The organism is Pantoea sp. Lij88, assembly GCF_030062155.1.
In the GTDB taxonomy this organism is placed as follows: Bacteria; Pseudomonadota; Gammaproteobacteria; order Enterobacterales; family Enterobacteriaceae; genus Pantoea.
The window spans coordinates 1,961,838-1,987,346 of sequence record NZ_CP118269.1; the positions used below are offsets into that span (position 1 = coordinate 1,961,838).

Genomic DNA, 25,509 nt, shown 5'->3' on the forward strand with positions numbered 1-25,509 from the left:
AGAGTGATAGATCAAGGATAACGTTTTCTGACTGACTTTGCTGAAACAGCTGACCTGCACCCGGTGCAGACCTTCACCTCTGGCAGATTACATGCCATCATCGTTGTCAGGATACTGTAAGGAAAAGGATTATGGCTTTTATGCCACGGATTTTCCGGCGACGGCTGGCGGCTATTCTGGCGCTGATTCTGCTATTGCTCGGCCTGATGTTGACTGTGACGCAATGGCTGCCACGGCTGGTCGGCATCTGGCTGCCTGATGAAACCCGCATTGAGTTCTCGGGCGCGCCGCGCTGGCGCGAGGGTGGCCTGTGGTTGCCTCAGATTCGTTATCTTGCGGGCGATTGCTCGCTGGCAACCGTAAAAGCGGTGTCACTGGGCTGGCATCAGTCGCGCTGGAAGCTGAATGCGGCAGAGCTGACGCTGGAGAGTACCTGCCTGCAAAAATTACCTGCCGGTGAACAGAGCACCGCCGCCCCAAGAACGCTGGCCGAATGGCAGGCAATGTTGCCTGGCGCTGACGTTCATCTGGGCAAACTGATCGTTGCTCCGTGGCAGACCTATGCGGGCGCGCTGGATCTGACGCTGGAAAAAGATCGCCAGCAACTCAACTATCAGGGTGATAATCTGCAGTTAGCCGCCACGCTGAAGGGGCAACAGCTCGCGATCAGTCGCCTGACACTCACCCATCCTGCACTGCCGGAACCTGTCACGCTGAGTGGTCATCTGGAGTTACCCACCTTCGCGACGGATCTGCCGGTGAACGGCGAGGTGGCCGGACAGCTGGCGCTGGACGCGCTGCCACATCCGCTGCAGCTGACGCTCAACTGGCAGCAGCAGCAGGGCGAGCTGCGCGTAGCGATGGCGGATGAGAACCGGCCGCTTCTCAGACTGCCCTGGCAGATCAGCCGCGATCAGATTCAGATTGAAAAGGGCGAATACTTCTGGCCACTGGCGGCCCAGCCGCTGTCAGGGTTTGTTAACCTGACGCTGGATAACTGGCAGTCGGGCCTGGAAAGCAGCCAGATCACCGGTCGGGTCAACCTGCTGACGCAGGGACGCGGCGGCAAAGGCAACGTTGTGCTGGGCATCGGTCCAGGTAACCTCAGTCTGACCGACAGCCATCTGCCGTTTCAGCTGACCGGCGAAAGCAAGCTGGCGGATCTGCAGCTCTATGGCTCCATTCCTGGTGTGCTCAGCGGATCACTGCTCGATCCACAGTTAGTGCTGCAACCCAAATCGCTGCTGCGCCTGCGTGGCCGATTACTGTCAACACTTGAAGTCGATGAGGCGCGCTGGCCGCTGGCGGGCGTGCGACTCTCCTCGCAGGGCATTGATGGCCGCCTGCAGGCTATTCTCAACGCGCACGATGCCAGTTTTGGCCGCTTCCGGCTGCATCTCGATGGCCGCGCGACGGATTTCTGGCCCGACAAGGGCGAATGGAACTGGCGCTACTGGGGCGGCGGCGAGATGCTGCCGCTGCAGGCTCGCTGGGATGTCAAAGGCACCGGCGGCTGGCACGATACCCTGATCCACCTGGATACACTCTCCACCGGTTTTAATCAGCTGGCCTACGGCAGCGTTAACGTCGAAAAACCGCGTCTGACCCTGACGGAACCCGTTAACTGGCAGCGTGATGCCGCGCAACCCTCCTTCAATGGCCATTTCAGACTCCAGGCGGGCCCGACTCGCTTCAGCTACGGCGGCCGTCTGGCTGACTCCACGCTGGACTTCGAGGCGAAAGGCCGCGATCCCGGCTATTTTCTCTGGCGGGGCGAGTTAAAGGCGGGCAAGGTTGGCCCGCTGCGGGTGAATGGCCGCTGGGACGGCGAACGGTTACGCGGCCAGGCCTGGTGGCCAGCGCAGTCGCTGGTCGTCTTTCAGCCGCTCCTCAGCCCTGACATGAAAATGCAGATTCAGGGCGGCACTTTGCAGGCACAGGTCGCTTTCTCCGCCGCCAGTGAACAGGGCTTCCAGGCCGGAGGCCACTGGACGGTCAAACAGGGCAGCGTCTGGACGCCAGACAGCCAGGTGAACGGCATCGACTTCTCACTGCCGTTCAGATTCCATGAGCAGCAATGGCAGTTTGGTCAGCATGGCCCGGTTTCACTGCGCATTGCCGAGGTGAAGAACCAGTTTGCGATGCAGAATATTCGCGCTGACCTGCAGGGTAACTGGCCGTGGTCTGAAGAGGCGCCACTGACATTACAGGATGTCAGTCTGGATCTGCTGGGTGGACAAATCACGCTGCCCTCCCTGCGTATGCCGCAACATGATCCAGCCCGGGTTTCGCTGCGAAATATCAGCCTCAGCGAGCTGGTGACCGCGCTGAAGCCTAAACAGTTCGCCATGTCAGGCAAGGTCAATGGCGAGCTGCCGCTGTGGCTCAATAATCCGCGCTGGCTGGTGGAGAAAGGGTGGATTGCCAACAGCGGTCCGCTGACCTTCCGGCTGGACAAAGATATGGCGGATGCAATAACCCGCAACAACGTGGCGACCGGCGCGGCACTGGACTGGTTACGCTATATGGAAGTCTCCCGCAGCTGGGCGACGATCAATCTGAATAACCTCGGCGACCTCACCATGGAAGCACAGGTGCAGGGCGTCAGCCAGTTCAGTAACCGTCGTCAGACGGTCAATCTTAACTATCGTCATCAGGAAAACCTGTTTCAGCTCTGGCGCAGCCTGCGCTTTGGCGATAATTTGCAATCCTGGTTAGAGCAACATGCGACTTTGCCATCGAACAAGGACACTTCACCATGAGCCTGAGGCCACTACTGGTTCTGGCAGCCGGACTGCTGAGCATCGGCTGCGTGCCGCGCATTGAAGTCACGGCACCCAAAGACCCCATCACCATCAACATGAATGTGAAAATCGAGCATGAGATCCACATCAAAGTCGATAAAGACGTGGAAGCATTACTGAAAAACCAGAGCGGCCTGTTCTGAGGAGAGCAACGATGAAACGCATAAGCGCAGTGCTGTTACTCGCCCTGGCGATGGCACAGCCTGCCTGGGCACTGACGCTCAATGAGGCGCGTCAATCGGGCCGGGCAGGTGAAACGCTCTCCGGCTATCTGGCGGCTCGTTCACAGGACAGTGAAACACTGGCACTGGTGCAGCGGATTAATGCCGGACGTCAGCAGGAGTATCAGCGGCTGGCAGAGCAGAATAATCTCTCCACGGCCGATGTCGCCAGCATTGCCGGTCAGAAGCTGGTCAGCCGGGCGGCGGCCGGGGAATATGTGCGTGGCATAAACGGTCAGTGGCTGCGAAAGGAAACAGACAGCGGTCAGTAACCGGCGAAAAAAAACCGGGCGCAGGGCCCGGTTTTTTATATCGTCATCCTGAGATGACGCAGACTTATGCAGTCACGATCTGTGTAATCGCATCTTTCGCTTCAGCGGTCGCTTTGCTGGCCACTTCCGGACCGTACGCGATGCCTTCAGCAAACACGAACTCAACGTCAGTGATGCCGATGAAGCCCAGGAACAGCTTGACGTATGGGGTCAGCAGGTCGGATGGGGTATCTTTGTGAATGCCGCCACGGCTTGAGATCACCACTGCGGTTTTGCCTTTAACCAGACCTTCCGGGCCTGCTTCGGTGTAACGGAACGTCACGCCAGCACGGGCAATCAGGTCGAAATAGTTTTTCAGCTGCGTAGGAATGTTGAAGTTGTACATTGGCGCGGCAATCACCACTTCATCATGAGCCTGAAGTTCTGCAATCAGTTCATCGGACAGGTCCAGAGCTTCCTGCTGACGCGGTGACAGTGGCGTTTCGGAAGGGCGCAGTGCACCCACTAACTCGCCATCCAGAACCGGAATAGGGTTAGCGGCCAGGTCACGTACAGTCACTTCTTTACCCTGTGCCTTTGCCTGTTCAACATAGAAGTCAGCGAGCTGGCTTGACTGTGAGTAGCCTGCGAGGATGCTTGATTTCAGAACTAAAACTTTGCTCATGGTGGTTTCCTGTCTGTTACACGGAAGACTTTCCGCTCAATGAGTTACACTCTACGGTTATCGATGGCGCGGTGAAAGCGCAATATTTCGAGACCTATGTTCGAATTTATTGAATAAGCGTAACCGGGGCCAGCCGCCGGAACGGTTCAGAATGTGCTATGATGCGCACAATTATTTTTATTGAATCAGCTGGTTATCCCGGCTTGCAGGGCGCTGCTTCAGGCAGCGACACCGTCTGAGTAAGGTACGTCACAATTATGTCATCTCCCGATACTTCCCCACTGGCAGCGCTCTGGTCACGGCTCGACGGTGTAATGCTGCGCGATCGCCAGCGACTGCAGCGCCGTTTACAGGTCGCCAGAAAAGCCAAAAATCCCGAGGCACAGCAGGGCATCGCCAGCGAGCTGGAGCAGGAATTTATCGCTGCGGAGCAGCGCGTGGCCCAGCGCCGCGCCGCGACGCCTGCGATTACCTTTCCGGACAATCTGCCGGTCAGTCAGAAGCAGCAGGATATTGCTGAGGCGATTCGCGACCATCAGGTGGTGATTGTTGCCGGTGAGACCGGTTCGGGTAAAACCACCCAGCTGCCGAAAATCTGTCTGGCGCTGGGACGCGGTGTCACCGGCCTGATTGGCCATACGCAGCCGCGCCGTCTGGCTGCGCGCACCGTGGCGAACCGTATTGCCGATGAGCTCAGCACCTCGCTGGGCGGCTGTGTCGGCTATAAAGTGCGGTTCAACGATCAGGTCGGCGATCTGACGCAGATTAAACTGATGACCGACGGGATTCTGCTGGCAGAGATCCAGCAGGATCGCCTGCTGATGCAATATGACACCATCATCATTGATGAGGCGCACGAACGCAGCCTCAATATCGACTTCCTGCTGGGTTATCTGCGTGAGCTGCTGCCGCGTCGCCCCGATCTGAAAGTCATCATTACGTCCGCGACCATCGATCCGCAGCGCTTCTCGCGTCATTTCAATCATGCGCCGGTAATTGAGGTCTCGGGCCGGACTTATCCGGTTGAGGTGCGCTACCGGCCTGTCGTCGAAGAGGCGGATGATGGCGATCGTGATCAGCTGCAGGCGATTTTTGATGCAGTGGATGAGCTGGGCCGGGAAAGCCGTGGCGATATCCTGATCTTTATGAGCGGTGAACGCGAGATCCGCGATACCGCCGACGCGCTGAATAAGCGCGACCTGCCGCACACCGAAGTGCTGCCGCTCTATGCGCGGCTGTCGAACGCCGAACAGAACCGGGTGTTTCAGTCGCACAGTGGCCGCCGCATCGTGCTGGCGACCAACGTCGCGGAAACCTCGCTGACGGTGCCGGGGATCAAATATGTGATCGATCCCGGAACGGCGCGTATCAGTCGCTACAGTTTCCGCACCAAAGTGCAGCGCCTGCCGATCGAACCGATATCCCAGGCCTCAGCTAACCAGCGTAAAGGGCGTTGCGGCCGTGTTTCGGACGGTATCTGTATTCGCCTCTACTCAGAAGATGACTTCCTGAGTCGTCCGGCCTTTACCGATCCTGAAATCCTGCGCACCAATCTGGCGTCCGTAATCCTGCAGATGACCTCACTGGGGCTCGGCGATATCGCCGCCTTCCCGTTTGTTGAAGCGCCGGATAAGCGCAATATTCAGGATGGCGTTCGCCTGCTGGAAGAGCTGGGCGCGCTCACGCTGAATGAAGAGAACGGCCACTACAAACTCACCGGTTCAGGCCGTCAGCTGGCGCAGCTGCCGGTCGATCCCCGCCTGGCGCGAATGGTTCTGGAAGCGCAGAAATTTGGCTGTGTGCGTGAAGTGATGATCATTACCGCCGGCCTGTCGATTCAGGATCCGCGTGAACGTCCGGCAGATAAAAAGCAGGCGTCTGATGAGAAACACCGCCGCTTTGCCGACAAAGACTCTGACTTCCTGGCCTATGTGAATCTCTGGAACTACCTGGCGGAGCAGCAGAAAGCGCTGTCCGGCAATATTTTCCGTCGTCAATGCAAAACTGACTTCCTTAACTATCTGCGCGTGCGGGAATGGCAGGATATCTATACCCAGCTGCGGCAGGTGGTGCGCGAGCTGGGGATTCCGGTGAACAGCGAACCGGCTGAACTGCAGCCCGTGCACTGTGCGCTGTTAAGCGGGCTGCTGTCGCATATCGGCCAGAAAGATACCGATAAGCAGGAGTATACCGGCGCGCGCAACACCCGATTCTCGATCTTCCCTGGCTCCGGGCTGTTTAAGAAGCCGCCGAAGTGGACCATGGTGGCGGAACTGGTTGAAACCAGCCGCCTGTGGGGCCGCACGGCGGGGCGTATTGAGCCGGAGTGGATTGAGCCGCTGGCGCAGCATCTGATGAAGCGCAGCTACAGCGAACCGCACTGGGAGAAATTGCAGGGCGCGGTGATGGCTGCCGAAAAAGTCACGCTTTACGGGCTGCCGATTGTGGCCGCCCGCAAGGTGAACTATGGCAGCATCGATCCCATCCTGAGCCGTGAGTTGTTTATCCGCCACGCGCTGGTGGAAGGTGACTGGCAGACGCGTCATGCCTTCTTCCGGGCTAACCAGAAGCTGCGCAGTGAAGTGGAAGATCTGGAGCACAAATCCCGTCGCCGCGACATCCTGGTGGATGATGAAACGCTGTTTGCTTTTTATGACCAGCGCATTGGCAAAGAGGTGGTGTCGGCGAAACATTTCGACAGCTGGTGGAAACAGGCCAGCCGTGAAAACGCCGAGCTGCTTAACTTCGACAAGCAGATGCTGATCAAAGAGGGCGCGGATAAAGTCAGCCAGCTCGACTACCCCAACTTCTGGCATCAGGGCAACCTTAAACTGAAGCTGAGTTATCAGTTCGAGCCGGGTGCAGATGCCGATGGCGTCACGGTACACATTCCGCTGCCGCTGCTGAATCAGATTGAGGATAGCGGCTTTGAATGGCAGATTCCCGGCGTACGCCGTGAGCTGATCATCGCGCTGATTAAGTCATTGCCCAAGCCGCTGCGCCGTAACCTGGTGCCTGCACCCAACTACGCCGAGGCGTTCCTGGGACGGGTGAAAGCGATGGAGATGCCGCTGCTCGATGCGCTGTCGCGGGAGTTCCGCCGCATGACCGGCGTCACGCTGGAGCGGGAAAACTGGCAGTGGGAACAGGTGCCCGACCATCTCAAAATGACATTCCGGGTGGTGGACGAGCACAACCGTAAACTGCTGGAAGGAAAAGATCTCACCGCGCTCAAGGCCCAGCTGAAAGATAAAGTGCAGGAAACGCTGTCGAAAGTGGCGGATGACGGGCTGGAGCAGAGCGGGCTGCATATCTGGAGCTTCGGCGATCTGCCGCGCAGCTATGAACAGAAGCGCGGCAGCTATCAGGTCAAAGCCTGGCCTGCGCTGGTCGATGAGAAAGAGAGCGTCGCGATTCGTCTGTTTGACAGCGAGCAGGAGCAGCAAAAAATGATGTGGCGCGGTCAGCGTCGTCTGCTGCTGCTGAACGTGCCGTCACCGGTTAAATATCTGCATGAAAAGCTGCCGAACAAAGCGAAACTGGGACTCTACTTCAACCCTTATGGCAAAGTGCTGGAGCTGATCGATGACTGCATCGCCTGTGGCATCGACAAGCTGATAGGGGAAGCGGGCGGTCCGGCCTGGGATCAGGGCGCATTTGAGCAGTTGCGTGACAAGGTGCGTGGCGAACTCAACGAGACCGTCGTCACGATTGCACAGCAGGTTGAGCAGATCCTCACAGCCGTCTTCAACATTAATAAGCGTCTGAAGGGCCGGGTGGATATGACCATGGCGCTGGCGTTGTCTGACATCAAGGCGCAGGTCAGTGGTCTGGTCTATCGCGGCTTTGTCACCGGTAACGGCTGGCAGCGACTGGCCGATACGCTGCGTTATCTGCAGGGCATTGAGCGGCGGCTGGAAAAACTGCCAGCCGATCCGCACAGCGACCGCGCCCGGATGTTAAAAGTGCAGGCCGTGGAACAGGCGTATCAGGCGTGGCGTAACAAGTTGCCGCCGCAGCGTCAGGATGATGAAGAGGTGCTGAGTGTTCGCTGGATGATTGAAGAGCTGCGCATCAGCTACTTTGCTCAGCAGCTGGGTACGCCGTATCCCATTTCAGAAAAGCGTATCCTGCAGACGATGGAACAGATAGCGGGCTAAAAGCCCGGATGCGCGCCGAAACAGGCGCGCATCCGGGGGAAGATGTCAGTACGGTTACTGCGCGAGGGATTCCAGCTTATCTTTGAACGAGGTGACGGAAATCGCGCGGTTGTCAGCCAGGTAGCGATCTTTCGCCGCCGGTGCTGAGCTTTGTACCGCGATTAACTGCCAGCCTTTGTCGCTTTTCAGCAGCAGCGGTGAACCACTGTCACCCGGCAGAGTGTCACACTGATGCGACAGCACGGCGCGTTGCGCCCAGCCGGTAATCAGGCAATCGCTGTGGGAATAGAGAGTATCAAGATGATCGGCCGGATAACCCGCCTGCGTCACTTTACGTCCGTTCAGTTTCAGCGCCGCCGTGAGATCGCTGCGTGAGCCATCGAACAGCGGTATAGGCGTAATCGCCGACGGCGGATTGCGTAAAATCACAATGCCGTAATCATAAGGTGCTGCACTGCTCGGCACGATCCAGCCTTCACCATCCGCTTTTAATTTTGACGCCAGCGAGGGTTCAACCCGCGCATCAATGTCATGAAGCTCGTAGCGCCAGCCTTTATCACTGGCCATAAAGCGCAGCGCAACCGGCTTATCGAAATTACCCGGCGGGGAAAGCAGACAGTGTCCGGCCGTCAGGGCCAGATGCGGAGAGATGAGCGTGGCAGTACAGAGGTTGCCGCTTTCGGTTTCCAGCTGACCAATAGCATCCCAGGGGGCAGCGGTAATATCGGTGATTGCCTGGCGATGATCCTTGCCGAAGAACAGCATCTTAATTTCAGCAGGAGTCGGTGAGTCATCGTCATCATCGGCATGAACAGTGGTAGCAAAGCTGAAGAGTCCAACCATTAACAGGGTAGCCAGGCGCATAGAAATCTCAATGGCGAGAAAAGTTAACGTTATTGTTATTACGTAAGTACGGTAACTATAGTCGGTGAGCGTTGAAAAAGGGAGTTTTATTGGTTAATCAGTACACTACAGCGACTAAATAAAAAAGCTGGCTGCAACAATGCCACACAGGATCATAACAAGCAGAATAATTTCGAAGCGATAGCGACGCACTATTTCATCCACTCTCGTCATTTCATCCACTCCAGTAAAGAAACACCCGGCAGAACCGGGTGTTTTAAATCATCATGTGGCCGTGCGCTGAAGGCGACCTTAGTTTTTAGCTGCTGGTTTCACAACTTTTTTGTGGTGAACTTTTTTAGCAGCCTGAGCTTTCTGAGCTGGTTTAGTTACTTTTTTGTGGTGAACTTTTTTAGCAGCCTGGGCTTTCTGAGCTGGTTTAGTGACTTTTTTGTGGTGAACTTTTTTAGCAGCCTGCGCTTTCTGTGCAGCAGGTTTTACCGCTTTCTTGTGGTGAACTTTTTTAGCGGCCTGCGCTTTCTGTGCAGCAGGTTTTACCGCTTTCTTGTGGTGAACTTTTTTAGCAGCCTGCGCTTTCTGCGCTGCATCTTTTTTCACTGCTTTTTTGTGGTGTTTCTTAGCAGCCTGAGCTTTCTGAGCCGCTTTATGGTGTTTCTTGTGCGCAGTTTTGTGAACGGTTTTAGCCGGTGCTGCAGCGGTAGTAGTAGTTGTTGCGGCTGGCGCAGCAGCTGGAGCAGCTGTGGTGTCAGCAGCGAAAGCAACAGAAGACATACCCATAGCAGCGGCGACAACCAGTGCAAATAATTTTTTCATTGCAAATCCCTCGGAGACTATTTTTTCATGTGTAGCCCACTGCGGGGCCGGTGAAGAGACTATAGGGAAATCAATGAACGGTGTCCGTGGGTGTTTGGTATCGGCGTGTAACCGATTGTACAAAGGCGGGAAAGGGCGGTCAGATGACCGCCCAGAAGCTTAGCTATTAAGGTAGCGTTGTTCAAGATGCTGGCGGAAGAAAGCCGGATTCAGCGCTTCGCCGGTGGCATTGATCAGCAGCTGGTCGGTGGAGAAACGGCTGCCGTGCTGCCAGATGTTCTGTTGCAGCCAGTCGAATACCGGCTGCAGTTCACCGTGCTGAATCAGCTCGCTGAGCTGCGGAATGGCGTCCTGTACCGACCGGAACAGCTGAGCAGCGTACATCGCGCCCAGGGTATAGGTCGGGAAGTAGCCGAAGGCCCCGTCGGTCCAGTGGATATCCTGCATACAGCCATCGCGATAATTACCGCGGGTATCCAGGCCCAGCGACTGCATCATCTTCTCATCCCACAGCGCCGGGATATCCTCAACCTCAATCTCGCCTTCAATCAGCGCCTGCTCGATTTCGTAGCGCAGGATGACGTGCGCCGGATAGCTCAGCTCATCGGCGTCAACCCGGATCAGGCCCGGCTTAACCTGCTGGGTCAGACGCACAAAATTATCCGCCTGCAGGGCGGGCTGATCGCCAAAGGTGGCGATCACCTGCGGCAGAATGCGCTGCAGGAATTCGCGGCTGCGACCCAGTTGCATCTCCATAAACAGGCTTTGAGATTCGTGGATAGCCGTGGAGCGCGCCAGCGCCACAGGCTGACCGCGCCACTGCTGCGGCAGATTCTGCTCATAGCGGGCATGACCGGTTTCGTGAATCACGCCCATCATGGCGCTCAGAAACTCATTCTCGTTGTAACGGGTGGTGATGCGTACATCTTCCGGCACGCCGCCGCAGAAAGGATGCGCACTGATGTCCAGCCGGCCGTGGTTAAAATCGAAACCCAGCGTCTCCATAATACTCAGACCGAGCTGGCGCTGTGCTGGCACGGCGAACGGCCCCTGCGGCGTGATGAAGGGCTGTTGCGCCTGTTTTTCTACCACCTGCTGCAATAAATCGGGCAGCCAGGTTTTCAGTTCGCCAAAGGTTTCATCCAGTCGGGCGCGGGTCATCCCTGGCTCATAGAGATCCAGCAACGCATCGTAACGGGAACAGCCACTGGCGTCGGCGCGGCGCTGGGCCTCTTCACGGCTCAGGCGCACCACCTCTTTGAGGTTGGCGGCAAAGCCCTGCCAGTCATTGGCGGGACGCTGGGTGCGCCACGCATGTTCACAGACAGAACCGGCGATCGATTTGGCTTCAACAAAATCATCAGGCAGCAGGGTAGCCTGCTGATATGCGCGCTGCATCTCGTTGAGGTTGGCGCGCTCGACATCGTTCAGCGACTGCTGCTCTGCGGCTTTAAGCCACTCGCCGACCTGAGGGGCGGTCAGAATCTGGTGCTGCAGCACGCTCATTTCGGCCAGCGCTTCACCACGCGCCTGACTGCCGCCTGGCGGCATGGTGGTTTGCATGTCACATCCGGCAATGGCCGTGACGTGACTGAAACGGGAAAGGCGCTGGAAGGTTTTAGTCAGTTGTTGATACGCTGAGGTCACGTAAGACTCCTTGTGGTTTTTAACGCAGCGGAATTTCCCGCAAGGTTAGATCAACCGGCCAGCAAAAGCGAACGCTGGCGCCGCCCAGCGGGCTGGACTCAATGGTCACATTGCCGCTGAGCGCCTGGGCGATGGAGTGAACAATCGCCAGACCGAGTCCGCAGCCGCCGGTGGCGCGATCGCGGCTCGGATCAAGCCGGACAAAGGGTTCGAAAACCCGCTCACGCTCTTCCGGCGGAATGCCCGGACCATCATCTTCGACCTGCAGACAGCCAATCGGGCCGTCGAACCATAAACTGACGCGCAGCCGCTGTTGTGCATAGCGCAGCGCATTATTCACCAGGTTATCCAGCACACGCTCCATCAGGCGGGTATCCGAAACCCCGATGTTTTCCCGCTGCGGCAGATCAAGGTCGAGCCGTATGTCCGGGTTGATGGTGCGAAAATCGTCCAGCCGTTCACTCAGCCAGCTGGCCAGATCCAGCGTCTTCAGGTTGAGATCCACGCGCGGGCGGTCAAGGCGCGCATAGGTCAGCAGCTCCTCAATCAGGCTTTCAAGCTGGCCGATGTCGCGATTCAGCGCCACCCGCTCGCCATCCGTGAGGTTGTCACTCATCTCCAGCCGGTAACGCAGGCGCACCAGCGGCGTTCGCAGCTCATGCGCAATGCCATCAATCAGCTGCTTCTTGCTGGCGACCAGCGTGTTGATGTTCTCCGCCATCTGGTTAAACGCGATGCCAAGCCGGAACAGGCTGGAGGTGCTGTCGAAATGGGTACGCACATCCAGCTCACCCCGGCCAAAGCGCTGTGCCGCCTTTTCCAGCCGCTGCATCTCCTGCCAGTGGGGGCGCAGCCAGATAAACACCGGCAGCGCCAGCGACATGCCAATAAACACCAGAAGGGCAATATCCAGCAGGCGCATCTGATGCAGATAGAAGAGATAGGGAATCGGCCCGACCGACAACACATAGTGGCTGCGCGGAATATGCTGCAAAAAGGTGTACTGGTCGTCGAGCGCGACAATCTCTCCAGCGTGCAGCCGGCGCATATTGCTTTCATCAAGCTGATATTTGTTCATCGGCTCAATGTGCAGGTCAAACGACAGGCCCAGGTCGAGACTCTTGATGGTTTTATTCCAGTCGCGCGGCGGGATCTCGCGCAGTTCGCTGCGGATCAGATAGAGCGAACTGGCCATCAGGTCATTCATCGACTGGCGACCCGCACGCTCAGCGGTGAACTTGTAGACCAGACCTACCAGGAGCGCCATCACCAGAAAGCAGACAAACAGCAGCAGATAGAACTGAATAAAAAGCTTTCTCATAGTCCACGGGTATCCCAGGCCTGAGGCGCAAACAGATAGCCTTTATTACGGATGGTTTTAATACGGAACGGCTCGGTGGCGCTGTCGTGCAGCTTTTTACGCAGACGGGAGATCGCCACGTCGATGCTGCGGTCCAGGCCGTCATAGCTGACGCCACGCAATGTTTTCAGCAGCGCATCCCGGTTAAGCGTCTGACCCGCATGGCTGGCGAGCACCCACAGCAGGTCGAAGTCTGCGGTGGAAAGGGCGATCTGCTCCTCAAACAGCGTGACCTGGCGATTCAGGGCATCGATGGTCAGTGAGCCAAACCGCAGCATACGGTTAGCAGCAGGTGCGCTGGGTGTTTCTTCCGGCTGTCCCTGCTGGGACTGACGCAGATGCAGGCGCAGACGGGCCAGCAGCACCGCAGGTGGGGTGGTTTTCAGGATGTAATCCTGCGCGCCCATCTCCAGGGCCAGAATATGGTTCATGTCGCTGTCGAGTGAGGTGAGCAACACGATCGGTCCCTGCCAGTTGGCCCGCAGGTCCCGGCAGATGGTCATGCCATCCTTGCCGGGTAACATGATATCCAGCATCACCAGATCGGGTTGCTGTTCCGCTATCACCGCTTCAGCACGGTCACCGCGCGTCTCGACAATCACATCAATATCATGACGACCCAGGTAGGCCGCAATCAGCGAACCCACTTCGGGTTCATCTTCTACATAAACAATTTTGTTCATAGTTCACAGAGCAGAGACAGGAGTGAACGAAAGCATATCTTTTCCTGGTCCTGAGCTCTACGCTATCGCACGAAATATCCGTAGCTTGCTGGTATATCTCCGGCAAAATGTGCAATCATTAGCGCGGCCTTTTTGCGCCAGGTTTGGGATATTGATGATTACCATGAGGAGCGTTAGTGTGTCTGATAAAGAGCTGGCATCAGCCATATACCCCGACCGCATCTGCTTCAATTACAGTGACTTTCTTTCCGCTTCCTGCAAAAAGCGCTGGAGCTTCGTCGATGCTATTTATGGTGTGATGCCGATCTTCGGTATGGTGACACGTAAATCAGCACATCGTTTACAGGGCAGTGACGACCCGTTAAAAGAATTAGCATTACAAATCATTTCTACTCAGGTGAGCGACGAAATTAACATTGCGCGCCTGATCACGCTTGCGGAACAGCAGCAGATCAGTCGCTTCGATATCCAGCTTCCTTATCCGCTGTCAGCGGAGCAACTGGACGCGATCCACCATGAATACTCGAAGCCGCTGAATCTCACACAGCAGGATGACCTGCTGTGTGTCTCCATTCCCGTGCAGTCGCACTGAGCGTCCTTTCTGTCAGGCTTTACGTCGTCAGCTCCCACACCGCGGGCAGCGTCGCTGCAATCAGTAATCCCATTGCAATCCGCTCCAGCGAGGTCAGCGCAACATCTGCGCGGCCGCCGCGGCGGGCAAACAGAAACAGCAACAGACCCGGCGTATAGAGCACTACTGACATCATCAGGTGCATCGGGCCCGAGGCGTAGAGCAGCCAGATGCCATACACGCTGGCACCGACGCCAACGGCCATCGCCAGCGGTTTATGTTGTCCGCGCACCACTTTGATCAGATATAACCCCACCAGCAGATAGGGCACCAGAATCATCTCCGAGGCGATGGTCAGCAGGTTGTTGTAGTCAGCACCGGTCAGGGCAATCAGGATCAGGCAGAGCTGAATACTGCCGTTGGTCAGCCACAGTGAGGCCGCTGGCGCGTTATGGCGGTTCTGGCGGGCGATACTGCGTGGGAATGCCCCTTGTTGCGCAGCAATCAGCGGCACTTCAGCGGCCATAATCGTCCAGCTCAGATAGGCACCACAGACCGAGATAATCAGGCCCACGGCAATCACCGCATCGCCCCAGTTGCCCATCAGTCGGGTCATTAATCCCGCCATAGAAGGGTTGCGCATCCCGGCCAGTTCAGCGCGCGGCACCACGCCCAGCGACAGCAGGGTCACCAGCAGATAGACCAGCAGCGCCGCCAGCACGGCGAAGAGTGTGGCGCGGCCCACATCCTTTTTCTGACGTGCACGCGCCGAAACAACCACTGCACCCTCGACCCCAATAAAGACCCACAGCGTGATCAGCATGGTCTGCTTGATCTGCTCCCAGAGCGGTTGCCCCAGCGTGACGCCGGAAAAATCGAAGCGAAAGCGATCGTAGTTGAATGCCATTACCGCCAGCACAATAAACAGCAGCAGCGGCACCAGCTTGCCCAGCGTCGCCATCAGATTGATGCTGGCAGCGGTCTGCACGCCGCGCAGCACCAGCCAGTGAACCAGCCACAGCAGCACGGATGCGCCCAGCATCGCCTGCCAGGTGTTGCCATCACCAAAGATGACCCGGTCCGGCGTATCGGTGAAGAAACTCAGGGCAGAGAAGACAATGACCAGATAGGAGACGTTGGCGATTACCGCGCACAGCCAGTAGCCCCAGGCGGAGCAGAAGCCCATCAGTTCGCCGAACCCGGCGCGGGCATAAGTAAAGATACCGCCATCCAGATCGGGTTTAAGGCGGGTCAGCAGCAGCATCGCCAGCGACAGAAAGATGATGCCGACGCCGGTAATCAGCCAGCCGAGCAGCAGCGCGGCCGGACCGGCCACTGCGGCCATGTTTTGCGGCAGACTGAACACGCCTGCGCCCAGCATTGAGCTGAGCACCAGCGCCGTCAGCGCACCGAGACCTAATTTTTTCTCCAAAACAACCTTCCCGCTAGCATATATGGCTGGGTAAATCGGATTCTGTCGCTGGGTTATGTCAGACCAATGGCACAATTCAGGGACAATATCCGGTAAAACAGGCGGAGGATTTTACGGAGTGTGGCAGGGGATCGCAATGCGTGACTATGCAAAGTAGCGCAGCAATTATGCAAACAGCAGGGCGGCGGGCGCCGCCCTGTGGAGATTACTTGAACAGGTCAGCAGTCACGGTCAGGTTACCGCCACTCTGGTTCTGCCACTGACGGGTTACGTGGTAGAACTTCGCACCTTTATCAGCTGCACGCTTCGCCACTTCTTCTGAGATCTCAGTTGGCGTACCGAAATGGCCGGTGAAGGTCACGGTATCAAACGGCTGCATCTGCGCGGCAGTAATCGCATTGACTTCCTGCACCGATTTACCGTTAGGCAGATTCACCGTGTAGCGTTTACCGGTGGAGCTTTGCGTTTCGAAGAAACGACCCACTTTGTTGCTTGGTGTTTCAGATGAAGCCACGCCAGGGATTTCTACGTTAGCTGCCGCAGCGCCACCGGTTGCCAGCGCGGCTTTACCCGCTTCTGAATCGGCCGGGATAGCGTTCGGTGTCTGCACGACGCGTTCTTTAGCATCGGCTTTGTAGACATAGGCAGTGACATACTGATTGCCGCCGCTGTTGGCATCGATCTGGCGCACGATAAAGAAGGAGGCTGCGCCTTTCTGTTTTGCAGCTTTTGAAATCGCATCGTTAACGTCTGGCTGGCTGGCAAAGAAGCCGCTGACCGAAACGGTATCGAACGGTTCCAGTCTGTACGCTTCTGCTTTCGGCAGTTCGTTGACGCCGTTAAAACGACGATACGACGTTGACGCTTCGGCTGCCGGGGCATCGGCTTTGTAGAGGTCAGCCGTCACGCGCCAGTTACCGCTATTACCGTTACTGTCGTTGATCGCCTGGATGTAATAAGAGGCAGCGCCCATCTGGTCTGCACGCTTTGAGACTGCATCGGCAGCGTCGCCGATAGCGTTGAAACGGCCGGTGATATTAATACGTTCGAATGGCTTCAACGCGGCCGCTTTTTCTGGCGTTAACTCCTGCGCAGCGAATGCGTTGGCTGCCAGCAGGGACAACAAGGTTGACGCCAGAATAGTGTTCTTCAGCTTCATAAAAATGATCCTTCGCCTTACGCAAAAATGAGTACGAAAACGTGCTGGACTCTTGATGTATAACAGATTAGCCGCTGATTATTGCATGTTATAAACAGACTGTCGCAGCGATTTTTTGTGTCAGATCGCGTTATTCAACCATGATTTTTTCATTTGTTTGTCATCAAACGCAGTTATGGCCCGTTTTAGTGATGGTTACCACTAAAACCGATAACTAATAGCGGTTAAACAGTTAATGCATTGTTAATTAAAGGTTTTTATTGATGCTTAATTCGCCCTGACACAATTGTTCCCGGCAGAATATCTGCCCGGCAGACTGTTTTGCAGTGGGATAACGCAGGTTTTTGAGCAGAACGCTGAATAATTGGGTGAATGTCATCACTCCGTGTTGCCGCTATAGATCGCTCGTCACATTTTCAGTAGGTTATAAACACTTTGAAATACGTGCATTTCGTCTATAAGCAGCTGAAACAGCGTTTCAGTTGTGCTGTCGTAGTGCAGATTCGGGCCATCATCCTTAACCGATGAAAGGAAATACTATGTTAATTGGAATACCCAAGGAAAGGTTGCCAAACGAGTCGCGCGTGGCCGCCACGCCAAAGACCGTGGAACAACTCATCAGGCTGGGTTTCAGCGTCACCCTTGAACATGACGCGGGTAAACGCGCCAGCTTCGATGATGAAAGCTATCTCGCTGCCGGTGCCACACTCAGCGACAGAGAGCAGGTCTGGCAGTCCGATATCGTGCTGAAGGTCAATGCGCCGGATGACGAAGAGATTGCGCTGACCCGCACGGGCAGCACACTGGTCAGTTTTATCTGGCCCGCCCAGAATCCCGACCTGCTGTCAAAACTGGCCGCGCGTCAGGTTACCGTCATGGCGATGGACTCGGTGCCGCGTATTTCACGGGCCCAGTCGCTGGATGCCCTGAGCTCTATGGCGAACATAGCCGGTTATCGCGCCATCGTTGAAGCCGCCCATGAATTCGGTCGCTTCTTTACCGGTCAGATCACCGCCGCCGGTAAAGTGCCTCCCGCAAAAGTGATGGTGATTGGGGCCGGCGTGGCCGGACTGGCCGCGATTGGCGCAGCGGGCAGCCTGGGCGCGATCGTCCGGGCGTTTGATACCCGTCCCGAAGTCAAAGAACAGGTGCAGAGTATGGGTGCCGAATTCCTTGAACTCGATTTCGAAGAAGAAGCGGGCAGCGGTGATGGCTATGCCAAAGTCATGTCAGAGGCATTCATCAAAGCGGAGATGGCGCTGTTTGCCAGTCAGGCTAAAGAGGTGGATATCATTGTCACCACGGCGCTGATACCAGGCAAGCCGGCGCCGAAACTGATCACCGAAGAGATGATCGCCAGCATGAAGCCAGGCAGCGTGATTGTTGACCTCGCGGCGCAGACCGGCGGTAACTGTGCGCTGACCGTCGCTGATCAGGTGACCGTCACACCGAACGGCGTCAAAATCATCGGTTATACCGATCTGCCGAGCCGTCTGGCGACGCAATCCTCCCAGCTTTACGGCACCAACCTGGTCAATCTGATCAAGCTGCTGTGCAAAGAGAAGAATGGCGAAATCCAGGTCGATTTCGAGGATGTGGTCGTGCGCGGCGTGACCGTCGTGCGCGAGGGGGAAGTCACCTGGCCAGCACCGCCGATTCAGGTCTCCGCCGCGCCAAAAGCGGCTCCGGCAGCCGCGAAGCCTGCAGAGAAGGCTGACGCGAAGCCCGTTTCACCGTGGCGTAACATTCTTTTGATCGCGCTGGCTATGGTGCTGTTTGGCTGCCTGGCCAACGTGGCACCTGCCGATTTCCTCTCTCACTTTACCGTGTTCGCGCTCGCCTGCGTGGTGGGCTATTACGTGGTGTGGAACGTCAGTCATGCGCTGCATACACCCCTGATGTCCGTGACCAATGCCATTTCCGGCATCATCGTCATCGGTGCGGTGTTGCAGATGGGCCACGGTGGCTGGGTCACCTTTATCTCCTTTATTGCCGTGCTGATTGCCAGCATCAATATCTTTGGTGGCTTTACCGTCACCCAGCGCATGCTGAAAATGTTTCGTAAGGGGTAACACATGTCTGGCGGATTAGTCACTGCAGCCTATATTGTGGCTGCGATTCTGTTCATCTGTAGCCTTGCCGGTCTCTCGCGTCATGAGACCTCAAAGCGGGGTAATATTTTCGGTATCAGCGGCATGGCAATTGCCCTGGTCGCCACCATCTTCGGCCCGGACAGCGGTAACGTGGTCTGGATCCTGCTGGCGATGGTGATTGGCGGCGCTATCGGAATTCGTCTGGCGAAGAAAGTCGAAATGACGGAAATGCCGGAGCTGGTTGCTATTCTGCACAGCTTTGTCGGTCTGGCCGCGGTGCTGGTAGGCATCAACAGCTATATCGATCATGCGCCTGGCCTGCCCGCCGTAATGGAGAATATCCATCTGAGTGAGGTGTTTATCGGTATCTTTATCGGTGCCGTGACCTTCACCGGTTCGCTGGTGGCGTTTGGCAAGCTGTGCGGCAAAATCTCCTCAAAACCGCTGGCGTTACCGCATCGTCATAAACTGAATCTGCTGGCGCTGGTGGTCTCGTTCCTGCTGCTGCTGTGGTTTGTCAACACCAGCAGCACCGCGGCGCAGGTATTTGCGCTGCTGCTGATGACGGTGATTGCGCTGGCGTTTGGCTGGCATCTGGTCGCGTCGATTGGCGGTGCCGATATGCCGGTGGTGGTGTCGATGCTGAACTCCTACTCTGGCTGGGCCGCTGCGGCTGCCGGTTTCATGCTCAGCAACGATCTGCTGATTGTGACCGGTGCGCTGGTCGGTTCGTCCGGTGCGATTCTCTCTTACATCATGTGTAAAGCGATGAACCGTTCGTTTATCAGCGTGATTGCGGGTGGGTTTGGTACTGAAGTCAGCAGTGGCGATGAAACGCAGGAAGCGGGCGAACATCGTGAGATCACAGCTGAAGAGACCGCAGAGATGCTTAAGGCCTCCAGCTCGGTGATTATTACCCCAGGCTACGGTATGGCGGTTGCACAGGCCCAGTATCCGGTTGCGGAAATAACTGCCCGGTTGCGCGCGCTTGGCATCAAAGTGCGTTTTGGCATCCATCCGGTGGCAGGGCGCTTGCCGGGCCACATGAACGTGCTGCTGGCCGAGGCAAAAGTGCCTTATGACGTGGTGCTGGAGATGGACGAAATCAACGATGACTTCAGTGACACCGACACGGTGCTGGTCATCGGTGCCAACGATACGGTCAACCCGGCGGCGCAGGATGATCCCCGCAGCCCGATTGCGGGCATGCCGGTGCTGGAAGTGTGGAAAGCGCACAACGTGGTGGTCTTTAAACGCTCAATGAATACCGGTTATGCCGGGGTGCAGAATCCGCTGTTCTTCAAAGAGAACAGTCAGATGCTGTTTGGCGATGCCAAAGCCAGCGTGGAAGCGATTCTCAAAGCACTGTAATAAAAAGGGCGGCTAATCAGCCGCCCGTCTTCTGTAAGAGGATAATCACTCCTCCTCATCCTCTTCATCATCCAGATCAATCGGCGATTTAAAATCGTCAGGCTTCAGCGCCAGCAGATCGCAACGCAAATGGTCAATCACCTGTTCCGCCGTATTACCCAGGAACGCCGCCGACAGGCCGGTCCGTCCGATAGTACCCAGCACCACGACACCGGCACCGAGATGCGCGGCCAGATCGGGGATGACTTCTTCCGGCAGGCCCTTAGCCACATGGGTAAACTCTTCACCAATCGAGAATTTCTGGCGTAGCGCTTTCATGGCCACCAGATGCTGACCCCGGATGGCGTCGTTGTAGACGCTGGGATCAAAATCGGGCAGTTCGATAGCAATATTGATCGGGGTAATCGGGTAGGCACCGACCAGATGAACTTCGGTCTGATTAACTTTTTCCGCCAGCTTCACCGTCTCACGGATCAGCTTCTGATTCAGGCCATCGTGATGCGGCTCTTCGCTGGCAAGATTGACCGCGACAATGGCTTTACCGCCTTCCGGCCACGGCTGATCTTTGACCATCCAGACCGGGCACGGGCATTTACGCAGCAGATGCCAGTCAGTTGGGGTGAATATCACTGACTCCAGTCGGTCATGCTGATGCGCCATCTTCAGCACCAGATCGTGCTGGTGGGCAAGGACTTCCTGAATAATGGCTTCGTAAGGACGGTTGTGCCAGATTACTTTGATGTCAATTTCGACACCGGCATCAAGATAAGCGCGGGCCTGCTCACGGATCCATTCGGTGCGCTGGCTGATGACGCCCTGACGCATCGACGCGCGTTCATCCGGCGAAAGCAGGGTGGTCATCTCATATGAGAAGTCATAGATAGGCAGGAAGGCTTTAATTCTTCCGCCGAGGCGTTGATTCAGATAGACCGCACGTCGCAGCGCGGGCTGATCGTCTTGCTGGGCATCAATGGCGACCAGAATATTTTGGTACTGGGACATGAGGCGTTCTCCTTAAACCAGAGCGACTGGAATAAAGATAGCCTATGTTGAACAGCGGAAGAAGTGAAAAAGTTACTGCCGGATCAACAAAATAAGATTTATTGATCCGGCTGCGAATCAGGCGGCCTGATGGCTCTGACCGGCTAACTCTTCCAGCAGGGCATGGTTTTCAATCGTAATGTATTTGCCTTTCACCGCCAGCATACCGGACTTCTGGAAACGACCCAGCAGGCGGCTGATGGTTTCAACCGTCAGGCCCAGGTAATTCCCGATGTCGCCACGCGTCATGGTGAGGCGGAATTCGCGCTGTGAAAAACCGCGCTGGCCGAAACGACGTGAGAGGTTCCAGATAAACGCCGCCAGGCGCTCTTCGGCATTTTTCTTCGACAGCAGCAGGATCATATCCTGGTCGCCTTTGATTTCACCGCTCATCAGACGCATCATCTGCTGACGCAGGGCCGGCATTTTGCCCGACAGGTCATCCAGCGTTTCAAAAGGGATCTCACAGACCATCGCCGTTTCCAGCGCCTGCGCAAAGCTGGGGTGGTTCGAGCCCATGATGGCATCAAAGCCGACTAAATCGCCCGCCAGATGGAAACCGGTGATTTGCTCGTCACCCTGTTCGGTAATGGTGTAGCTTTTAATGGTGCCGGAGCGAATTGCATACAGAGACTTAAGATCGTCTCCCGCTTTGAAAAGGGTTTGCCCTTTCTGAATAGGTTTTTTACGCTCAATGATATTGTCGAGCTGATCCAGCTCATGTTCATTTAACGTGAAGGGGATGCAGAGCTGACTGATGCTGCAATCCTGGCAGTGAATGGCACAACCGCCCGACTGAATACGACGAATGCTGCGTTTTTCAGGGATCATAATGGTTTGCTCGACGATTATTGACTGGGGTCAATTTTAACATTTTTTGTGCTGAAGGGAACTCATCCGAGCAGTTTTACACCCACAAACATTATGGATGAAGCACACAACGTCAAACGCTGATGTGACGGGCCTCTCAGAATGCCGGAACATCAGAGTGTCACGATAAGTTTCCACTTATGTGATCTGCAACGGGGTTCTGCACTGCCCGTTACGTTCGAAAAAGTGGGGTGATCCGGCGAATGCAGCTTTTGCTACGCTAACTGTTAAAGCCTGCTTTGCCCATTCGATCAATTTAACCTGGTGTGAGAAAACCATGAACCTTGATGATAATGATCTCTTTCGGGATGCCATGGGCGATGTCACGCCGTTAAAAGACACCACCACTACGTTGTGGCTCAAAGCCCCTTCGACCAAAGCGCCCCGCAAACCGCCGGGCGAATCGGAGCAGGAAAATTTCCTGACCCGCGGTTATCTGGAGATTGTGCCGCTTAACACGCCGCTGGAATTTAAAGCCGACGGTATCCAGCAGGGTATTCTGGATAAACTGCGCCGGGGTGAGTATAAGCTGGATGCCAGTCTTAACCTGTTGCGGCAACCAGTCGAAACCTGCCGTCAGGCACTGTTTAACTTTATGATGCAGGCGCACAAACAGGGGCTGCGGAATCTGTTGATCATTCACGGTAAAGGCCGGGATAACGAATCACATGCCAATATTGTGCGCAGCTATCTGGCGCGCTGGTTACAGCAGTTTGATGATGTGCAGACTTTCTGCGTGGCCCAGACCCGCCATGGCGGAGCCGGGGCACTGTATGTGGGATTGCGCAAAACGGATAAGGCGCGCCTTGAAAACCGCGAGCGGCATGCGAAACGCAGCCGCTAGCTGTGAAACTTACGAATGGTGGACATTAGCACCTCGGCACTCAGGCTCAGTTCCGCGCCGGTGCGGGTAATGATGCCCACGGGCTCGCCTGGCCCGGACGAGTTAATCGGCAGCGCACAGACCGCGTTGTGGCTGAGATCCTCTTTAATCGCGCCGGAAGGAACGAACCAGATATAGTCGTAGCGAAGCGCCAGCTGACGCGCCAGTGAAGTCGATGAAGTTTCAATACAGTGCGGCGGCAGAGTGCAACCCTGTTCGTCCAGCATCTGCTGCGCAATACGGCGCGGCGCAGTGCCCTCAGGCGAAATCACGACAGGCCACTGCATCGCCCGTGAAAGGGTGACGTTGTCACTTAATAACGGATGCTCCGGCCTGACCACCAGCTTGAGCGACTCCAGAAACAGCAGTTCGTAGGTCAGCCCGGTCATCATGTCGCTGTCCGCCATCCGCCCGATGCCGATGTCAAACTCGCCGCCGCGTAATCCCGCCAGCAACACATTGTTGTGCAGCGTCGCCACCTGAATGGTGGTGTTGGGCTGCAGCTGATGAAAACGATCCAGGATACGCGGCAGCATCCCCATTGCAGCAGTGGTCAATGCCCCAAGACGGATAATCACCGGCGCATCACCCGGCTGCTCATTGAAACTCTGTCCGGCATGGTTCAGCGCGTCGAGCACCCGCACTGCATGGGTCAGGAACTGTTCCCCCATCGTCGTCAGCTGCGCGCCCAGGCGGCCACGTTCAAACAGACGCACGCCCGTTAACTCCTCCAGCTCATTCAGGGTCTTAGACAGGGCAGGCTGACTCAGGCTAAGCGTCTCAGCCGCCCGGCCCAGTGTGCCTTGCTGCGCGACCGCAACAAAGGTATGTAAATGGCGCAAGCGAATGCGCTGATTGAAAAGGATATTTTTTTCCATATCCTAAACTTAATGAGAATGACCGCCTTCAGGCAACTGTTTAAAATGAATTTTGTTAACTTTGCTGCAAATTTATTTTAACAAACAGCGCTGAATGACTGATTTATTGATTAACTCATTGATCCCAAAGCACTCAGCAGAAAATACCCGTAAAGTAGCTTACCTCAGGCCTGCTGTAAATCAACAGCTTACCGCTTTCAAATTGAATAATTCTCACTATCAACTAAAAATCTGACCGCTTAAGGTTAACGATCGGCTATCATAAACGCCGTTTTTTTTACTTAAACTGATGCCAGATTTCGTAACTCCCGGGGAGTGTTCATTGACCAGCGTCGAGGCGGTAGATGTCCGCCAGCTTATCAACCAGCAGGAGCTGAGCCACTGGCAAAAGCGGCTCATTGCGCTCTGTTTTATTGTGGTGGCACTCGATGGCATGGACATTGCGATCATGGGATTTATTGCGCCGACGCTGAAAGCCGCGTGGGGCGTAACGAATCAGCAGCTTGGGGTCGTCATCAGCGCCGCCTTAATCGGGCTGGCGCTGGGTGCGATGGTGGCGGGGCCGCTGGCTGACCGCTATGGCCGTCGCATGATGATTATCTTAAGCGTTTTCTTTTTCGGACTCTGGACGCTGGCAACGGCGCTGTCGCAGAACATCGAGCAGATGATGCTATTCCGCTTCCTGACCGGGCTGGGACTGGGTGCCGCGATGCCGAACGTCGGCACGCTGGTGGCCGAATATGCCCCTGAACGGCGGCGGGCCTTTCTCATCACGGTCGTCTTCTGCGGTTTCACCTTCGGGGCCGCCAGCGGGGGATTTGCCGCTTCCTGGCTGTTACCGCGTTATAACTGGCACTCCGTGCTGCTGCTGGGCGGCATTCTGCCACTGCTGGTATTGCCATTGCTGATTCGCGGCCTGCCGGAGTCAGTGCGATTCCTCATCAGCCGTGGCGCAGCGGCTGAGCGCATTCACGCGATTCTCGACCGGATGATGCCGGGCAAAACCCGGCCCGACTGTGCGTTTTACGCGCCAGAGGCCACCGTGCCGGCCGGCAGCGCGATAGGCACCGTCCTTTCACGCCGCTATCTGTTTGGCAGCACCATGCTGTGGGGCGGCTATTTCATGGGGTTGTTCATGGTCTACCTGATTGGCAGCTGGCTGCCGTCACTGGTGAATACCCTGGGCATGTCCGTCACCGAAGCGGCGATTATCACGGCGATGTATCAGGCGGGCGGGACGCTGGGTTCCCTGTTTGCGGGCTGGATGATGGATCGCTTCAACGCCAACCTGGCGCTGGCGGCGATCTACGGCTGCGGCGGACTGTTTATTGTGGCACTCGGTTTTTCGCCAGCCGAGGTGGGCATGATGAGCACCATCGCCTTCTGCAGTGGCTTCTGTTTCAACGGCGCCAATACCGGCATGAATGCGTTATCTGCCAGCTATTATCCGACTCACGCCCGCGCGACCGGCTCCAGCTGGATGCACGGTGTGGGCCGCATTGGCGCGATTCTGAGCGCCTTTGTTGGCGCAGAGATGATGTCCCTCGGCTGGTCCTTCAGCTTCATCTTTTTGCTGCTGGCGATACCGGCTGTGATCACCACCCTGATGCTGCTGTTAAAAAACCGTTACGGCTTTAAGCCGATCACAGATTCGTGATTTTTTCCACTGAGGCCAGCGCGTTGCATTACATTAGCAGCAACGCTCATGGTGTCAGGTGGATAA

21 protein-coding genes are annotated in these 25,509 nt (G+C 56.3%); 9 read left to right on the top strand and 12 right to left on the bottom strand.

The annotated features are described in order from the left end of the window. The first annotated feature begins 131 nt into the window (after positions 1-131). Genes PU624_RS12925 through PU624_RS12935 form a run of 3 tightly spaced genes read left to right on the top strand, consistent with a single transcriptional unit; the run spans position 132 to position 3,297 of the window. Positions 132-2,762, top strand: coding sequence for a YdbH family protein (locus PU624_RS12925; RefSeq protein WP_283547930.1), 2,631 nt, complete (start codon positions 132-134; stop codon positions 2,760-2,762). Continuing rightward, positions 2,759-2,947 (top strand): YnbE family lipoprotein, encoded by a 189-nt coding sequence (locus PU624_RS12930; protein WP_003853757.1) that lies wholly within the window; start codon positions 2,759-2,761, stop codon positions 2,945-2,947. The genes PU624_RS12925 and PU624_RS12930 overlap by 4 nt, the downstream gene beginning before the upstream one ends. 11 nt (positions 2,948-2,958) lie before the next feature. Beyond that, positions 2,959-3,297, top strand: coding sequence for a YdbL family probable chaperone protein (locus tag PU624_RS12935; protein ID WP_283547931.1), 339 nt, complete (start codon positions 2,959-2,961; stop codon positions 3,295-3,297). Between the two features lie 64 nt (positions 3,298-3,361). On the opposite strand, the gene PU624_RS12940 is transcribed toward PU624_RS12935, so the two are convergent. Next, positions 3,362-3,961, bottom strand: coding sequence for an FMN-dependent NADH-azoreductase (locus tag PU624_RS12940; protein WP_283547932.1), 600 nt, complete (start codon positions 3,959-3,961; stop codon positions 3,362-3,364). 257 nt (positions 3,962-4,218) lie between these two features. On the opposite strand from PU624_RS12940, the gene hrpA reads away from it, so the two are divergent. Beyond that, on the top strand, positions 4,219-8,121 hold the full coding sequence (gene hrpA, locus PU624_RS12945; protein ID WP_283547933.1) for an ATP-dependent RNA helicase HrpA: 3,903 nt from the start codon (positions 4,219-4,221) through the stop codon (positions 8,119-8,121). A 54-nt stretch (positions 8,122-8,175) separates the two neighbouring features. Here the strand turns inward: hrpA and PU624_RS12950 are convergent, their stop codons facing one another. The 6 genes from PU624_RS12950 to rstA form a co-directional block, all read right to left on the bottom strand. Continuing rightward, positions 8,176-8,985 carry a trypsin-like serine peptidase gene (locus tag PU624_RS12950; RefSeq protein WP_283547934.1) on the bottom strand — a complete coding sequence of 270 codons (810 nt, stop codon included), beginning with the start codon at positions 8,983-8,985 and terminating at the stop codon, positions 8,176-8,178. Positions 8,986-9,099: 114 nt separating this feature from the next. Continuing rightward, the gene (gene ydgU, locus PU624_RS22315) at positions 9,100-9,198 is read right to left on the bottom strand and encodes a small membrane protein YdgU (protein WP_008925242.1); all 99 of its coding nucleotides are present in this window, start codon (positions 9,196-9,198) and stop codon (positions 9,100-9,102) included. Positions 9,199-9,276: 78 nt separating this feature from the next. Further along, positions 9,277-9,798 (bottom strand): acid resistance repetitive basic protein Asr, encoded by a 522-nt coding sequence (gene asr / locus PU624_RS12955; RefSeq protein WP_283547935.1) that lies wholly within the window; start codon positions 9,796-9,798, stop codon positions 9,277-9,279. 159 nt (positions 9,799-9,957) lie between these two features. Continuing rightward, on the bottom strand, positions 9,958-11,445 hold the full coding sequence (locus PU624_RS12960) for a carboxypeptidase M32 (RefSeq protein WP_283545304.1): 1,488 nt from the start codon (positions 11,443-11,445) through the stop codon (positions 9,958-9,960). A 19-nt stretch (positions 11,446-11,464) separates the two neighbouring features. Then, positions 11,465-12,766: a two-component system sensor histidine kinase RstB gene (rstB, locus tag PU624_RS12965; RefSeq protein WP_283545305.1), complete on the bottom strand. Its 1,302-nt coding sequence runs from the start codon at positions 12,764-12,766 to the stop codon at positions 11,465-11,467. Next, a complete protein-coding gene (gene rstA, locus PU624_RS12970) occupies positions 12,763-13,488 on the bottom strand; it encodes a two-component system response regulator RstA (protein WP_283545306.1) in 726 nt (241 codons plus the stop codon). Before rstA ends, rstB begins: the two co-directional genes overlap by 4 nt. Before the next feature lie 178 nt (positions 13,489-13,666). Between rstA and PU624_RS12975 the strand changes: the two genes are divergently transcribed. After that, positions 13,667-14,080, top strand: a complete 414-nt coding sequence (locus tag PU624_RS12975; protein WP_003853740.1) for a hypothetical protein — start codon at positions 13,667-13,669, stop codon at positions 14,078-14,080. Between the two features lie 19 nt (positions 14,081-14,099). Here PU624_RS12975 and PU624_RS12980 read toward each other — a convergent pair whose 3' ends face one another. Both PU624_RS12980 and ydgH read right to left on the bottom strand, forming a co-directional pair. After that, complete coding sequence (locus tag PU624_RS12980) at positions 14,100-15,491, bottom strand: basic amino acid/polyamine antiporter (protein WP_283545307.1); 1,392 nt, start codon at positions 15,489-15,491, stop codon at positions 14,100-14,102. A 205-nt stretch (positions 15,492-15,696) separates the two neighbouring features. Continuing rightward, the gene (gene ydgH / locus PU624_RS12985; RefSeq protein ID WP_283545308.1) at positions 15,697-16,650 is read right to left on the bottom strand and encodes a DUF1471 family protein YdgH; all 954 of its coding nucleotides are present in this window, start codon (positions 16,648-16,650) and stop codon (positions 15,697-15,699) included. 539 nt (positions 16,651-17,189) lie between these two features. Between ydgH and pntA the strand changes: the two genes are divergently transcribed. Then, positions 17,190-18,722, top strand: coding sequence for a Re/Si-specific NAD(P)(+) transhydrogenase subunit alpha (gene pntA / locus PU624_RS12990; RefSeq protein WP_283545309.1), 1,533 nt, complete (start codon positions 17,190-17,192; stop codon positions 18,720-18,722). Positions 18,723-18,725: 3 nt separating this feature from the next. Then, positions 18,726-20,114 carry a Re/Si-specific NAD(P)(+) transhydrogenase subunit beta gene (gene pntB / locus PU624_RS12995; RefSeq protein ID WP_283545310.1) on the top strand — a complete coding sequence of 463 codons (1,389 nt, stop codon included), beginning with the start codon at positions 18,726-18,728 and terminating at the stop codon, positions 20,112-20,114. A 45-nt stretch (positions 20,115-20,159) separates the two neighbouring features. On the opposite strand, the gene uspE is transcribed toward pntB, so the two are convergent. Both uspE and fnr read right to left on the bottom strand, forming a co-directional pair. Further along, on the bottom strand, positions 20,160-21,116 hold the full coding sequence (gene uspE, locus PU624_RS13000; protein ID WP_283545311.1) for a universal stress protein UspE: 957 nt from the start codon (positions 21,114-21,116) through the stop codon (positions 20,160-20,162). A gap of 117 nt (positions 21,117-21,233) precedes the next feature. Beyond that, a complete protein-coding gene (fnr, locus tag PU624_RS13005; protein ID WP_283545312.1) occupies positions 21,234-21,986 on the bottom strand; it encodes a fumarate/nitrate reduction transcriptional regulator Fnr in 753 nt (250 codons plus the stop codon). A gap of 316 nt (positions 21,987-22,302) precedes the next feature. Between fnr and smrA the strand changes: the two genes are divergently transcribed. Further along, entirely contained in the window at positions 22,303-22,869 is a 567-nt protein-coding gene (smrA, locus tag PU624_RS13010; protein ID WP_283545313.1) for a DNA endonuclease SmrA, read from the top strand. Here smrA and PU624_RS13015 read toward each other — a convergent pair. Continuing rightward, the gene (locus PU624_RS13015; protein ID WP_003853723.1) at positions 22,866-23,786 is read right to left on the bottom strand and encodes a LysR substrate-binding domain-containing protein; all 921 of its coding nucleotides are present in this window, start codon (positions 23,784-23,786) and stop codon (positions 22,866-22,868) included. The genes smrA and PU624_RS13015 overlap by 4 nt on opposite strands. Positions 23,787-24,108: 322 nt before the next feature. Between PU624_RS13015 and PU624_RS13020 the strand changes: the two genes are divergently transcribed. Further along, positions 24,109-25,443, top strand: a complete 1,335-nt coding sequence (locus PU624_RS13020; protein ID WP_283545314.1) for an MFS transporter — start codon at positions 24,109-24,111, stop codon at positions 25,441-25,443. Positions 25,444-25,509 lie beyond the last annotated feature (66 nt).

Excerpts from the sequence above, each read along its gene's own strand:
- PU624_RS12925 (WP_283547930.1), top strand. The coding sequence starts at position 132 with ATGGCTTTTATGCCACGGATTTTCCGGCGACGGCTGGCGGCTATTCTG.
- PU624_RS12930 (WP_003853757.1), top strand. The coding sequence starts at position 2,759 with ATGAGCCTGAGGCCACTACTGGTTCTGGCAGCCGGACTGCTGAGCATC.
- PU624_RS12935 (WP_283547931.1), top strand. The coding sequence starts at position 2,959 with ATGAAACGCATAAGCGCAGTGCTGTTACTCGCCCTGGCGATGGCACAG.
- PU624_RS12940 (WP_283547932.1), bottom strand. The coding sequence starts at position 3,961 with ATGAGCAAAGTTTTAGTTCTGAAATCAAGCATCCTCGCAGGCTACTCA.
- hrpA (WP_283547933.1), top strand. The coding sequence starts at position 4,219 with ATGTCATCTCCCGATACTTCCCCACTGGCAGCGCTCTGGTCACGGCTC.
- PU624_RS12950 (WP_283547934.1), bottom strand. The coding sequence starts at position 8,985 with ATGCGCCTGGCTACCCTGTTAATGGTTGGACTCTTCAGCTTTGCTACC.
- ydgU (WP_008925242.1), bottom strand. The coding sequence starts at position 9,198 with ATGACGAGAGTGGATGAAATAGTGCGTCGCTATCGCTTCGAAATTATT.
- asr (WP_283547935.1), bottom strand. The coding sequence starts at position 9,798 with ATGAAAAAATTATTTGCACTGGTTGTCGCCGCTGCTATGGGTATGTCT.
- rstB (WP_283545305.1), bottom strand. The coding sequence starts at position 12,766 with ATGAGAAAGCTTTTTATTCAGTTCTATCTGCTGCTGTTTGTCTGCTTT.
- rstA (WP_283545306.1), bottom strand. The coding sequence starts at position 13,488 with ATGAACAAAATTGTTTATGTAGAAGATGAACCCGAAGTGGGTTCGCTG.
- ydgH (WP_283545308.1), bottom strand. The coding sequence starts at position 16,650 with ATGAAGCTGAAGAACACTATTCTGGCGTCAACCTTGTTGTCCCTGCTG.
- pntA (WP_283545309.1), top strand. The coding sequence starts at position 17,190 with ATGTTAATTGGAATACCCAAGGAAAGGTTGCCAAACGAGTCGCGCGTG.
- pntB (WP_283545310.1), top strand. The coding sequence starts at position 18,726 with ATGTCTGGCGGATTAGTCACTGCAGCCTATATTGTGGCTGCGATTCTG.
- uspE (WP_283545311.1), bottom strand. The coding sequence starts at position 21,116 with ATGTCCCAGTACCAAAATATTCTGGTCGCCATTGATGCCCAGCAAGAC.
- fnr (WP_283545312.1), bottom strand. The coding sequence starts at position 21,986 with ATGATCCCTGAAAAACGCAGCATTCGTCGTATTCAGTCGGGCGGTTGT.
- smrA (WP_283545313.1), top strand. The coding sequence starts at position 22,303 with ATGAACCTTGATGATAATGATCTCTTTCGGGATGCCATGGGCGATGTC.
- PU624_RS13015 (WP_003853723.1), bottom strand. The coding sequence starts at position 23,786 with ATGGAAAAAAATATCCTTTTCAATCAGCGCATTCGCTTGCGCCATTTA.